We start from the raw sequence: 13,704 nt of genomic DNA, 5'->3' as shown, positions 1-13,704 counted from the left end.
TCCAAAACTGTATTTGGGCATTGGGCATGGGGCATGGGGCATGGGGCATTGGGCAATACAGTTGAGAATGATCAACAAAACCCTCATGTAGAGACGCGATTTATCGCGTCTTTTGGACAAATGACAAATGACACTTTAGTTATTAGTCTGAATTAGATTAAAAGACCAATGCATACTAGCTTCGGAGTTAGATTGCAAATCGGAGATTGTAATACCAGCATCCTTATTTTGGTCAGTTTCTTGTGGCTGAATGTTTTTACGTTTAGTGGAAAGCCCCATTTGTTTTAGTAAACGATTAATATGGCGATCGGTAATTGCAATGCCAAATTCATTTGCTAGATGTTTGCTCAACCATTGGGCTGTCCAAGAACTAAATCCATAGCCATATTCACGGGGACTATTACTGACTAATTCTTTCAAACGTTCAATATAGCGATCGTTAACAGTCTTCGGTCTACCTATGGGGCGCTCATTCCATTTGTGCGCCATACCCGCCTCTGCTATCCCAATCCAGTACCGCGCCATTTCCTGGGAACAACCTAAAATTTCACAAATTTGGCTTTGAGATTTACCCATATCCGCCAGCAACATAATTTCAATCCGCCGACGATATTCTGACTGTAAATTAGCTTGCAAATTTTTCAGCAGTGCTTTCCGCTGAAAAGGCGTTAGAAACTTGCTTTCGTGCATGTCATAGCTCTCAAAAGCCTTGTCTTGACCGGAATATTCTGACATAGTTCTTACCAGTTGCCGTCAACTATCAAATGTGGGCAAATTTATCTTTTGCAACTGTTTTTAAACCCTGAAAAAAGGATAAAAACTGCAAAATCAATTAGTCCTAGAAAATTGATTAAATATTGTTTCGGTGTGTAATTAACGCTATCTATCACTCCCTATCTCTTGGAAAAAATAGGAAGCTTTTGTTGTTTTCGCTCAGATTTTAATACTCAAAATTAGACGTTAATGGTCTTCACTTGGAATAAAAATAACTTCAAAAGTCTGAGGCATATTAGGTGACTTTTTATTATGCCTATTCAGCAAAATATTGTTTACAGACTGTACTCTCTATTTGCGAAACCAAGATAGTTCGCAAATAGCAAACAGCCCTGACAAAATAAGCTCCTAGACATAGCTGCTATGTGCCTTGATAAACAGCAGTCAAACAATTTTGGATTTTGGATTGATTTGGCTCACAAAAAGCACAGTTTCAACCAAAAATCTAAAATTGCCACAGTTAATGGTAAAACACTTAGAAGCAGTAAACTATTCACTGGTTAACACTTAGAATTTGACAGACTTTCCTGAAGCCCGGTGCAATAATGGTATTGGTTAAAACCATTCGCCCCTGGTTGATGGTAATAGGCAAACACTTTCGAGCCTTCGGGTAGCCCTTATTTTGATAATTTTACTAAATTCTGCAATACAGGTTTGGAGGTTAACCTCTTAATAGTTTTGATTACGAATAAGAGGTTGAATTTTGTTTGGTAAATTGAAACTTAAAAACAGTCAAGGTCAGGTGTGAGTGCAAATCTACTTCTTACAGTATCCTACAACTAGCTACCTTCTCATCAGCAGATAGTGATAGATTTGAACCTTTGTCAAATAAAAATTTAACAAAAAGTGACAGTTATTCGATCTTTATTTTCATCCACTATTATTTATTTAAAAATAATCCCAAATTTAGTCAAGAGTTTTTACAAAAAATAAGATATTTTTGTAAAAACTTGACAATAAATTTATAAGAATTTTACAATTGATGTTTATCAAAAAGCAATTGCTTGTTTATTAAATTTTATGTTATGAAAATAATGTCTAAATTAAAATTTTTTATCAATAAACCACACAGGATATCTAACTTATTGTTTGTTAAAAAATGATTACTAAAAATACGGTAGTTTCATAAATTTCTAGCAAGTCTACATCTGTCCATAGTAAGAAAAGTATGTACATTACTATCTGCTATATTTGGCATATCCATATCTATCTTGAGGATGAAAATAATTTAGGTTCGCGCAAAATATTACAAATATAGTAAGGGACTTCCAAATAAAAAAATATCCAATTATTTATTGTGGGGTGGGCGTCTCGCCCGCCCAGTTCATAGGGCGGGCGAGACGCCCACCCCACAAGATTGGATAATTTATTTCTTGGTAATCCCTAATCGGCTTTGATGTTTGAACTTATTTGCGTGGGCAGGCAGTACGGAGGAGATAAATATAATTTTTAGCTATTGATTGAGGTGATTAATTTAAAAAATATTATATATGTCTCTTGTCAGAAGGGTAGTATCTGGCTTTAAGCACTGTCTATAACCGAAAAATCAGGGTTACAGCTAAGGGTAAGCAGTAGCCAAGCTGTAAATAAAATAATTTTCTTCACTATCAGGAAATGACTGAGGACAATTTGTAGTAACAAGTAGAAACTAAATCAGGAACCAAAACCTCTGGGGATTCTGGAGGTTTTTTTCTGGAAATCTCGCTTGTATACGCATAAGCGGGATTCTGCATATATTTTGACGAAGATTTTTTAAGCAGGCGATCGCCAACAATATGCTGCTGCGTATTCTAAGCATCGGACAATTTTAGCGATGAAGCAGCAAAAATTGTCATATCCCCTTAGCCAACTGAAGTAAGCTAAATTTAAGTTTGAGCTACTGGGAGTGGAGATGATGTTGTTGGAACTAAAGCGCATCCATGTTCCACCGGGACAGAGAGTGCTACTCCAAGATGTAACCTGGCAGGAATTGGAAACAATTCTAGAAGAATTAGGGGAACACCGTGCAGCCCGAATTGCTTATGACAGGGGAACATTAGAGATTATGGCACCACTGCCAGAACATGAATATGACAAAGAAATTATTAGCGATTTAGTCAAAGCGCTTTTGGAAGAATTAGATATTGAGTTTAGATGCCTTGGTTCTATAGGACTCCGATTTGATTTCTGAAAACATACTGAGACTGAAAAGCCCGTTTTATCTAGGGTTTTATCTGAAATCTTGTTCAGAAATCAGATATGAGTCCTATACAACTTTCAAAAATCAAGCAATGGCTCAAGGTATAGAACCCGATCAGTGTTTCTATATAAAAAATGAATCAAAAATTCGCGGAAAAAGGCGGCTAGATTTAACAGTATACCCCCCTCCAGATTTAGCTTTAGAAATCGATATTACTTCTCGCACTCATCCTAATATTTATCAAGCACTAAAAGTGCCTGAACTTTGGCGTTTTGAACGAGGAAAGCTGCAAATTAATATTCTGCGAGACGGGCATTATATAGAGTCTCAGCAAAGCCTAAATTTTCCTTTATTCCCACTAATTGAGGCAATTCCCCAATATCTTAACCAAAGTGTAACAGCAGGCAGAAATGCAACACTTAAGGCTTTTCGTCTTTGGGTACAAAAACAGATACAACAGTAATCATACAGATCAAATCAACCTAAAACCCTCATGTAGAGACGCGATTTATCGCGTCTGATTTATCGCGTTTAATTTATCGCGTCTTCAAAGACCGCCATCACCATTCAAAATATAAAAAATTAGGGTAGCACAGCAGTGCTACCCCACAAATCACGAAAATCTCAGATTATAAATCCAAGTAAATTAGTAATGATTCAAGTTAAGACCAGCTTCTTTTGCCATTGCTTCCAACCCTTTGGTTTCTAAGGATTTGATTGCTTTAGTAGACAGCTTTAATTTCACCCAGCGATTTCCGGTTGGCCACCAAACACGCTTGACTTGTAGATTAGCGTGCTGAAGGCGTTTAGTACGACGGTGGGAGTGGGAAACAGAAAAAGCGTTATTTGCCTTCTTACCAGTTAGGTCACAGCGACGAGACATAGCAACTATCTCCAGATTGTTATTTTAATACAGCCTTTCCATTTTAGGACTTAGATAACAGAAGTGGAGAGGGAATGGGGAGTTGGGAGTGGGGAGTGGGGAGTGGGGGAGATGAGGGAGATGAGGGAGATGAGGGAGATGAGGGAGATGAGGGAGATGAGGGAGATGAGGGAGATGAGGGAGATGAGGGAGATGAGGGAGTGAGGGATAAGAATTAATAACCAGTCCCCAGTCCCCAGTCCCCAGTCCCCAGTCCCCACTCAGCACTACTTACTAGCTTGTTCCGTCAGCTTAGTAAGTACTTCATTCGATCGCTCTACAAAAGATTTCATCCCGTCAGCGTCAAAGCCTTTTTGAGACATCAGCGCTAAATCGTAGACGTGTTGGCAAATCATTTTCACTAAGTTATCTGTAGGCGATTCACCATCACCTTGAATGATACTACCTTGGCCCAGATGCGCCAGATTTTGAATCAGCGGATGAGCAGTATTCACCAGCAAAATGTGGTCTTCGGGAAACTCTGCTGTTTGCTGCATCATCATGGCGTTCATTTCCCGCAAGCGGCGCAGAATCTCTGGTAAAAGCACCATCGCCGGTGGTGTTCCTTGGGGATCGTCTGATTTTAAGGCTTCGGTGCGGATGTTGAGTTTGGGTTTGTTGAGGGATTTCTCAAATAACTCTTTGATGGTTTCACTGCGGGTTTTGTTGGTTTTGGGATCGACAATTTCCGTAGATTTGTCTTGTTCCAGCAAAGTATTATCTAAGTCGGAGTCTACCCGCGTAAACTTGACATCATTATATTCCCGCTCTAAGAAATTAATGAAGTGGGTATCGATGAAGGAGTCCATAAACAGGACTTCCAAACCTTGATTTTTGTGTAGTTGTATGTATGTAGCTTGGGTTGCTTCATCGGTGCTGTAGAAAACCCGGTTTTCGTGGCGTTCTTTGTTCCGTTCTAAGTATTCTTTCAGCGTGGTGTAAGGGCTGGTAGGCGCTGAGTTTTCATCACTGGATGAAGTCGGAGTGACATCTTGCCAAGCATCCCCTTCAGCAGATTGTACTTCAACTGCTGGAGTTTCGGCAGCAGCTTTTTCTGTTAGCTTGGCGGTGCTGCGAAAGATGATGATGTCTTCGATTTGTTTTTTGAATTTCTCGTCGTTGAGGGCGCCAAATTTGACAAAAGTGCCGAGGTCTTTCCAGACACTAGTATATTGTTCGCGGTTGTCGCGGAAAAGTTCTTTGAGGCGATCGCCGACTTTTTTGGCGATGTAGTCACCAATTCGCTTCACAGTGCGATCGCCTTGCAATGCACTGCGGGATACGTTCAGGGGAATATCGCTGCTATCAATCACACCCCGCATCGGCATCAAAAATTGCGGGATAATTTCTTCGCAGTTGTCGCTAACAAAAACTTGATTGCAAAACAGCTTGATCTGCCCTTTGGTAACATCTACATCCGGTCTCATTTTGGGAAAATACAAAATCCCGTTGATGATAAACGGATAGTCAGTATTGAGATGTACCCACAACAGTGGTTCTTCTTGAAAAGGATACAGGTAGCGGTAAAACTCTAAATATTCTTCTTGACTCAGGTTGTTGGGAGACTCTCGCCAAGGTGCTTTTTGCTTATTTAATACTTCTCCATCCAGTTTAATTGGTACTGGCATGAAGTCGCAGTAGGTCTTGACAAGATTCTTAATCCGTGCTGATTCGAGAAATTCTTCTTCTTCTCCTTGTAAGCTGAGAGTAATACTAGTGCCGCGAGTTGTCCGGGATGAGTCTTCTAAGGTGAATGCTGGAGAACCATCGCAACTCCAGTGAACCGCTTGCGCTCCTTCTTGGTAGGAAAGAGTATCAATTTGTACTTTCTGCGCCACCATGAACGAAGAGTAGAAGCCAAGACCGAAGTGACCGATAATCGGTTGATCGGATTTGCCTTGATACTTATGAATAAATTCTTCAGCACTAGAAAAGGCAACTTGATTGATATATTTCTTAACTTCTTCGGCGGTCATCCCGATACCGTTATCGGAGATGGAGAGGGTTTTGTTATCTTTGTCAATGGCAATTACGATTTCTGGTTCGCCTATGTCTCCGGCGTAATCTCCAGCGCGGGATACCATTTTCAGTTTTTGGATGGCGTCTACAGCGTTGGATACCAGTTCCCGCAAGAAGATTTGGTGATCTGAGTAGAGCGACTTCTTAATGATCGGGAAAATATTCTCAGTATGAATACTGATAGTGCCTTGTTCTAACATGATTCGTAATCTTTGATGTTAGTATCTGAAATGATGATATCGCCCTCTGCTTTCAGGGATAAACCCGGAGAATACAAGAGAGCATGATACCAATTAGGATTTTAAAAGCATAGCTTAAGCGATCGCTCCTTGTTTGAGCATTGTTTGCCCCCATTCTCTGATTCGGATTTCCCTACTCCTAATTTTGTAGGCAATCAAGACTGCTGAATTCTGTTAGCGGTAGCGGGACATTGAGCCAGTGCTTATTCTCCTCCATCTCCCTCATCTCCCTCATCTCCCTCATCTCCCTCATCTCCCCACTCCCCACTCCCCACTCCCTAACTACTGCGAGTATTTTTTTCTAACACCAAAAAATAATGGTATGGATAGGTGGGATCGATAAATTCTTGTTTGACAGTTAACCCAGCTTCAGCAACGGAATTTAAAATGCGCTTCTTGGGATAACCTTTCAGACCCATTTCCCAGTAATGCTCGTCACACACTGGCGTTGTACTCCAGAATTTTGGCACATTGAGTAATAAATGCCTTGGTCTACCTGAGAAGGAAGTTTTGATTTGCAATGACAAGTATTGAGTGCAATAAGGAATTGAAATCACCAAAAATTTATTTGTTGCTTGTGCAAGTTTTTTCAAGGCTTGTTCTGACTGTTCATAAGGAAAGTGTTCCAACACTTGAAACAAAACAATCGCATCAAATTTATCTTTTGGCAACGAAAAATCTGTGGTCAGATCCAAAATCATGTCTGGCTTGAGGTTGGGGTCAACATCAGCAGTGGCTACGTTATATCCATTGTTCTTTAAAAGGTCTGTTAACAGCGAATTAAAAATCCCAATTTCCAAAACATTCTTTACTTGATTACCCAGTGAAAAAATTAGACGCAACTGATGGTGGTAACTTATAAGCCGATTTTTTGATAAATATTCGGAATTTCTAATATCTAAGGAGGTGATGAGTTGCATAAATAATGCCTACCTAACCTGGTGGAGTGACAAATGCAGTGGGTATACAACTACAGGATTCCCAAAAAAATAGCGAAAATAACAGCACTATGATTTTGCTCGTATTTAAATAATTCTATAGACAGAGGAAGCCTACATAACAATTACTTAGGATTCCAACATATACTAGTAACGTATTTTTCACTAAAATTAAGGTACATAGCGATTCTTCTTTGGATACTATAGGCGGTAGGGTAGCACAGCTAGCTATACTAGCCTACACAAAGACAAGCCAATTTACCTGTATCAGTTAATATCGAGCGTTTTACGAGTATAAGAAGAAAAATGAGGTTTACAGACTGGGCGACTAGAGTAATGCTAATTTCGCTGATGTTCGCCGCTCTAATTATAGTGCTGCTTATTGGACGAGGAACACAAGTACAGAATAATACAACTACATCTAATACATCAAAACCAGAGATTACAGCCTGGAGTCAATATCCACAGGCGCAATTCCAATCAGCCAAACAACCAAAGCAGAAATCTCAAGATGTTGTCAAGTCTCCAGTCAAGACTAATCAACCTGTAGCAAGGTACGCAACCACTCAAGCTTTTGCACAATACAGACCTAATTATCAAATTGTCTCAGTTGACCCAAGTAACTATGGAGAACGTTACACCACAGACGCTAATGGTAAACCTCTCAACAACCAACCAATTATTGTCCTCCATGAAACTGGTTATTCTGCTTCTAGCGCAATTAATTTTTTTCAAGTCGCTCATACTGATGAAAATGTGCAAGCAAGTTACCACGCTTTAATTAAGCTAGACGGGACAGTGGTTTATCTAGTACCGCCAGACAAGCGAGCTTTTGGTGCAGGTAACTCAGTATTTGAGGGTTTCCAGGGTTTGGAAACTGTGCAGACTAATCCAAATTTGCCCCCGTCTGTAAATAATTTTGCTTATCACGTTTCTTTAGAAACACCACCAGATAGTTATGACAGTAACAGTCAAGAAACCCATAGCGGCTATACGGAAGCTCAATATAATTCTCTTGCTTGGTTAATTGCTCAAAGTCAAGTTCCAGAAGATCGCATCACTACTCACAAATTAGTAGACCGTTCTGCTAAAAAAGTTGACCCGATAAATTTTGATGGGAATAAATTTTTAGAATTACTAAAGATTTACCGTCAAGTCAGACCAATTTATCGGACACAGAGATAATTTAGCAAGTCATTTAAATTCTTTTTGGTCTTTGAGGTTTTGAACTAAAATATGTACTTTAGTTGATGGGTTAGTGCAGCCGTCTTCATTAGGATGCTCTTGTTCTAATTTCACAGTATTAGTAAGCGCATTCTCTATTTTTGGTTGAAGTTTTTGATAAAGTTTAACATCACTTTTATCATAAATTTCTGTTGTTTTCAAAAGGCCTGCTTTTCTCATTTCTGTCTCTAGTTTTGGACATAATTCCTTATAGTTATTAAAAGGAGCCGTTGTATAGGCATAATGAAGTAAAAACCAAAATTCAAAGCAAGGAATTGATGTTATACAGACAACATGATTGTTCTTACCTTTTAAAAGTGCCTGCTGAAATTTTTCAATTTTATTATCATCATCAAATACACAAAAAACTCGATCAAACTCTAGTTTATTTTCTTGAACTAAGCTACAAGTTTTATCTATAATTTTGAGAGGGTCACCACCGGAAGCAGAAACTATTCTAATGTCTGTTGTAGATAACTTTAAGTCCTGTTTTAAAGCATTAAAATAGTTATATTCTGTCTCTTGTCCTTCCACTACAATTAAAAAGTTATCTCTAGATTTTTTATTCCCTGAACGTCGTCTTAAATCATTAGTAGATTTTCCTTTTGGCATAGTCGTTAGATACTTAGCCCATTAATAAAAGGAATTCCACCATACCTGCCCCGTAGATAACCTTTTTGTAGTGATTCGTCTTCACGAGGTTGAAAGTCTGACAATGAATATAGTTTGGTCATACTTTTCTCTTTTTCAGTAAACCACACTTGATCTCGCCGTAGCATTTCTGCATCTAAAAGTATGGTGTCATGAGTTGTAAATATTAACTGAGCATTATTTTTATTAATTTCTGGATCGTTAAACATCTTAACTAATGCTTTGGAAAGCACTGAATGTAAACTTCTATCTAATTCATCTACCAAAAGGACTGTTCCATATTGTAATACATACAGCCAAAGCCCAGCCATTTCAAATAAACGTTGTGTCCCATCTGATTCATCATCCATGTTGAATTTTATTTCTCGATCGCAATCATTCATTTTATGAAGAGTTATTACATCTACTTTTTGGATATCATCAATAATGTTTCTCTCTAGCTGTTCAATTTCCTGTTTAATAAATTGGTTAAAGTAAGATAATAGTCCCTCAGGTATAGCTTTTTGTTCTATTTTAATTCCGGAAATACCAATATCTGCTTGATTTAGCAATTTAGCAACTCTTTCTTGAAAACTATGATCCTCATCAAATATGCTAAGAGTAAATTCGATTGCATGAGAACTTGGACTGAGAATATTTATTTCATCCTGAAACCATTCAAATATGTCTGTTAGCTGAGGATGATTATTTTGTGCTGCATGAGATAAAAATAAAGAGTTAGAACGCACAAACTTTTTTATACGTAATTTTTCTCCCTTTAATCCTTTGCCAAAAGACCATTTATATCCTTCATCTGTTTGAAATCTGGGATTATCTGGTATGTATTGACGAGAAAACCAATGTTGTTGGTGTTCATTTGGGTAAGCAATTAACCACTCTTCATATACCCGTTCTCGATTTAAAGAAATTCCATATTCATAACGAGTACCTTTATGAATAAAAATTACTTCAAAATTAGTAGGATTTTTTGCTGATTGGCTATTTAGTCGAAATGGTTCAATAGGTAAATTGTCACCAAGTTGCATTCTGGTAGCCGAGTTAATTACTAGGCTTCTTAGCGTTTGCATAGCCCGCAGCAAATTGCTTTTACCTGAAGCGTTAGGTCCATAAATTACAGCACTGGTCAGTAAGTGTAGGTTATCAGTATTTGGCATCATAAAACTATTAGTGTCTAGCATCTTTTCATCTTCAGATGCCACCATACTTAATGTTTGCCTTTCCTGTATCGAACGATAATTTTCTACACTGAATTCAATAAGCATAACTGTAATCTTAATTAGTTATCAAACAGAATTCAGGAGTCAGAATTCAGAATTCAGAATGAATTTGAGTCTGAGTAGTGAATGAATAAATCGGTTAAAGTCCCTGGCTAAATTTAAAATTTGGTGGTGCTTTTAAGTGGCGAGTCTAAATCTCCCACCGATTGCATTCTGAATTCTGAATTCTGAATTCTGACTTCTCTTTTAAGCATACAGGCATAATAAACAAATAGCTCTAGCTAAAGGGCTAGAGCTAGATAACAAGTTTAGATAAATGCTGCGATTATCAGGACATAATTTGTCCCTATTTGCTAAAGCTATAAATTTGCTGTGTTTCCAAGCGATCGCTAATCGATGAAGGCAGTGTACCATCCAAGAACATCTGCCGATCTAGTTGAACTTGTAAATTGCTCAAAGGATCGCAACCAGAAGAAATCAGAAATTCTATTTTCTGGATGTACGGTAATGTTGCGAGTTCATCTAGAATCTGGAAGATTGCTTGCAGGTAAGGATGGCCGCTTTGGCGATACCAATCACAGCTAGCAACTTTTGGCTGGTCGAAACCTAAGTGTATTGTTAGAGATGGCTCGTCAAATAGGGCGATCGCCAACGGACGCGCTTCTTCCTGCAATAATAGATCGTGGGTTCTCGCTAAATGTCGCAGTTTCTCTAGGCGTTCATAGCGTTTTGTCACCAACTGTGGGTCATCTTGCCAGTGAATTGCCACTGTTACCAGATAAGTCTGTAACAACATGTGACCCAGCTTTTTAGCCTTTGTTGCTAGGTAATAAGAATTGTAGTCATTCGCTTCAATTAATAATGGTACGCGATCGACTACTTCCAATCCATAGCCCTTGACTCCAGCAATTTTACGGGGATTATTAGTAATTAGGCGTATCTTTTTTATACCCAAATCCATGAGCATTTGCGCCCCCATTCCGTAGTCTCGCAAGTCAGCAGGAAATCCCAAACGCTCGTTGGCTTCTACTGTATCGAGTCCCATATCTTGCAACGAGTAGGCTTTCAGCTTATTAATCAAGCCGATTCCCCGTCCTTCTTGGCGTAGGTATACAACGACACCTTGACCAGCAGTCTCAATCATTTTCAGTGCTGCTTGTAACTGCATCCGACAGTCGCAGCGCAAAGAACCCAAAGCATCACCAGTTAAGCATTCTGAGTGCATCCGTACCATCACCGGCTCATCTTTGAAATTAGCTGGATCGCCCTTGACAATTGCAACGTGTTCTGTGTTGTCCAAGGTGTGGCGGTAGGCGTAAATTTCAAACTGACCGAACTGACTAGGTAGCTTAGTAATGACCTCACGATACACCAGGCGATCATACTTGAGGCGATAACTAATTAAATCTGCAATACTGATAATTTTTAAATTGTGATGTCTAGCATATTCAATTAACTGCTGTAACCGCGCCATCGAGCCATCAGGGTTTTGAATTTCACAAATTACCCCAGCTGGGTATAACCCTGCTAACCTAGCTAAGTCCACAGCGGCTTCTGTGTGTCCTGCGCGTTTGAGTACGCCTCCAGCCTTAGCCCGAATCGGAAAAATGTGTCCAGGACGACGTAAATCAGTGGGTTTTGTCGCCGGATTGAGAGTAACCTGGATAGTGCGGGCGCGGTCTTCGGCTGAGATGCCTGTAGTCACGCCCAAATCTGGACCGGCGTCAATACTGACGGTGAAGGCGGTTTGGTTAGTATCTGTAATATTGCTTACCATTAAAGGTAAGTCTAATTCGTCTAGGCGATCGCCTGTCATTGCCAAACAAATCAGCCCTCTAGCTTCCACCGCCATAAAATTAATCATGTCCGGTGTGGCAAATTGGGCAGCGCAAATCAAGTCGCCTTCATTTTCCCTATTTTCATCATCTACCACGACAATGACACGACCAGCTTTTAGGTCTGCCAAGGCGGCATCAATTGGATCAAATTGAGAAACTTGGGTAGTCTTAGGCTGTGACACAGAGAGATTTCCAGCTACCAACGTAAATTTTTTTAACAATTTCTTCTTTTAGATTGTAGCTCCTTTATCTGCCAGAGAAGTAGACTAGCAATGATTTGATAACATGGCAAAAATTTCTGCCACTATGGGGGACGCGGGGATATGGGGACGCGGGGGATGAGGGGGATGAGGGAGATAAAGAAGTATTTTCTTCCTCATCTCCCCCTACTCCCTCATCTTCCCTATCTCCTTCATCTCGCCGAAACAAAGTCGAGGCGAGATGCGGCGTTTTGTACGCTCTGCGTCTGGTGGCTGATATGTTGATAGCTGGGAACGAATTAACCATTCATGGGATAAGGATTTGGGATCATGGGCAAATTTAGACGCGTACCCGTTGGGATTGTTGGCGCGTCGGGCTATGGCGGAGTACAGTTAGTACGACTACTGATGGATCATCCAGAAGTCGAACTGGTTTATTTAGGTGGTGAGAACAGCATCGGCAAATCCCTGGGGGATCTTTACCCGCACTTGACTCATGCAGCTAATCTGCCAATAGAGGCGGTAGAACCAGAGATAATTGCTAACCGCTGTGAAGTAGTTTTCCTGTCTTTACCAGATGGTCTGGCTTGGCAAATCGCGCCCACACTGTTGGAAAAAGGATGTAAAGTACTGGATCTAAGTGCAGACTATCGGTTCAGTGATTTGGCAACTTATACAACCTGGTATGGTATTGAGAGAAGCGATCGCTCTACTGCTGCAACAGCTGTTTATGGATTACCAGAACTTTACCGCGATCGCATTACCGAAGCTCAACTCATTGGCTGTCCTGGTTGCTATCCCACTGCGAGTCTGCTTGCACTTTCGCCACTGTTAAAGCAAGGTTTAATTGTCCCAGAAACAGCTATTATCGATGCCAAGTCTGGCACATCCGGCAGCGGACGGCAACCCAAAACTAACTTATTACTAGCTGAAGCAGACAACTCCATAGCACCTTATAGTGTTGGCCGTCACCGTGATACCCCAGAAATTGAGCAAATTTGCAGTGATTTAGCTGGTCACGAACTGACGATCCAATTTACACCACACCTCATCCCAATGGTACGCGGTATTTTAGCAACCGTATACGCCACAATGCGCGACCCCGGTCTTGTGGGAGATGATTTGCTTACAATTTTCTCAGCCTTCTACCGCAATTCTCCTTGGATAAAAGTCTGCGGTAGCGGCGTTTATCCCCAAACAAAATGGGCGAACGGCAGCAATCTTTGTTACATCGGTGTAGAAGTTGACCCGCGCACAGGTCGCGTGATTGTCATGTCAGCAATTGACAACCTGATTAAAGGGCAAGCGGGTCAAGCGATTCAGTGTTTAAACCTGATGATGGGCTGGGATGAAACCTTGGGGTTGCCGAAGTTGGGGTTTTATCCGTAATTGGGTATGGGGTATGGGGCATGGGGCATAGGGCATGGGGCATGGGGCATGGGGAATAGTTTCTTACCTAATCCCCAGTCCCCAGTCCCCAGTCCCCAGTCCCCAGTCCCCAGT

11 protein-coding genes and 1 pseudogene are annotated in these 13,704 nt (G+C 40.3%); 4 read left to right on the top strand and 8 right to left on the bottom strand.

The features are described 5' to 3' along the window. Window positions 1-135: 135 nt before the first annotated feature. Window positions 136-735, bottom strand: coding sequence for a helix-turn-helix domain-containing protein (locus IQ276_RS16955; protein ID WP_193925635.1), 600 nt, complete (start codon window positions 733-735; stop codon window positions 136-138). Window positions 736-2,668: 1,933 nt separating this feature from the next. Here IQ276_RS16955 and IQ276_RS16950 point away from each other — a divergent pair. Next, window positions 2,669-3,416: pseudogene (locus IQ276_RS16950) on the top strand (Uma2 family endonuclease). A gap of 183 nt (window positions 3,417-3,599) precedes the next feature. On the opposite strand, the gene rpmB reads toward IQ276_RS16950, so the two are convergent. Beyond that, entirely contained in the window at window positions 3,600-3,836 is a 237-nt protein-coding gene (gene rpmB, locus IQ276_RS16945) for a 50S ribosomal protein L28 (protein ID WP_193925726.1), read from the bottom strand. A 74-nt stretch (window positions 3,837-3,910) separates the two neighbouring features. Between rpmB and IQ276_RS16940 the strand changes: the two genes are divergently transcribed. Continuing rightward, window positions 3,911-4,054 carry a hypothetical protein gene (locus IQ276_RS16940; protein WP_235115734.1) on the top strand — a complete coding sequence of 48 codons (144 nt, stop codon included), beginning with the start codon at window positions 3,911-3,913 and terminating at the stop codon, window positions 4,052-4,054. Between the two features lie 48 nt (window positions 4,055-4,102). Here IQ276_RS16940 and htpG read toward each other — a convergent pair whose 3' ends face one another. After that, the gene (htpG, locus tag IQ276_RS16935; protein WP_235115733.1) at window positions 4,103-6,094 is read right to left on the bottom strand and encodes a molecular chaperone HtpG; all 1,992 of its coding nucleotides are present in this window, start codon (window positions 6,092-6,094) and stop codon (window positions 4,103-4,105) included. Window positions 6,095-6,411: 317 nt separating this feature from the next. Beyond that, on the bottom strand, window positions 6,412-7,053 hold the full coding sequence (locus IQ276_RS16930; protein ID WP_193919992.1) for a class I SAM-dependent methyltransferase: 642 nt from the start codon (window positions 7,051-7,053) through the stop codon (window positions 6,412-6,414). Window positions 7,054-7,377: 324 nt separating this feature from the next. Between IQ276_RS16930 and IQ276_RS16925 the strand changes: the two genes are divergently transcribed. Further along, complete coding sequence (locus IQ276_RS16925) at window positions 7,378-8,256, top strand: N-acetylmuramoyl-L-alanine amidase (RefSeq protein WP_193919990.1); 879 nt, start codon at window positions 7,378-7,380, stop codon at window positions 8,254-8,256. Window positions 8,257-8,265: 9 nt separating this feature from the next. Here the strand turns inward: IQ276_RS16925 and IQ276_RS16920 are convergent, their stop codons facing one another. The 4 genes from IQ276_RS16920 to IQ276_RS16905 form a co-directional block, all read right to left on the bottom strand. Further along, the gene (locus IQ276_RS16920; RefSeq protein WP_193919988.1) at window positions 8,266-8,907 is read right to left on the bottom strand and encodes an RloB family protein; all 642 of its coding nucleotides are present in this window, start codon (window positions 8,905-8,907) and stop codon (window positions 8,266-8,268) included. A 5-nt stretch (window positions 8,908-8,912) separates the two neighbouring features. Beyond that, a complete protein-coding gene (locus IQ276_RS16915) occupies window positions 8,913-10,208 on the bottom strand; it encodes an AAA family ATPase (protein ID WP_193919986.1) in 1,296 nt (431 codons plus the stop codon). 301 nt (window positions 10,209-10,509) lie between these two features. Then, window positions 10,510-12,183, bottom strand: coding sequence for a bifunctional 3,4-dihydroxy-2-butanone-4-phosphate synthase/GTP cyclohydrolase II (gene ribBA / locus IQ276_RS16910; RefSeq protein ID WP_190882114.1), 1,674 nt, complete (start codon window positions 12,181-12,183; stop codon window positions 10,510-10,512). 64 nt (window positions 12,184-12,247) lie between these two features. Then, window positions 12,248-12,508: a hypothetical protein gene (locus IQ276_RS16905; protein ID WP_235115732.1), complete on the bottom strand. Its 261-nt coding sequence runs from the start codon at window positions 12,506-12,508 to the stop codon at window positions 12,248-12,250. Window positions 12,509-12,531: 23 nt separating this feature from the next. Here IQ276_RS16905 and argC point away from each other — a divergent pair, with 23 nt between their 5' ends. Further along, window positions 12,532-13,590: an N-acetyl-gamma-glutamyl-phosphate reductase gene (gene argC / locus IQ276_RS16900; RefSeq protein ID WP_190882115.1), complete on the top strand. Its 1,059-nt coding sequence runs from the start codon at window positions 12,532-12,534 to the stop codon at window positions 13,588-13,590. The last annotated feature ends 114 nt before the right edge of the window (window positions 13,591-13,704 follow it).

The sequence above is a fragment of the Desmonostoc muscorum LEGE 12446 genome (genome assembly GCF_015207005.2).
In the GTDB taxonomy this organism is placed as follows: Bacteria; Cyanobacteriota; Cyanobacteriia; order Cyanobacteriales; family Nostocaceae; genus Nostoc; species Nostoc muscorum.
The sequence above is the reverse complement of the archived record's forward strand: the minus strand, read 5'-3'. Positions and strand labels throughout refer to the sequence as shown.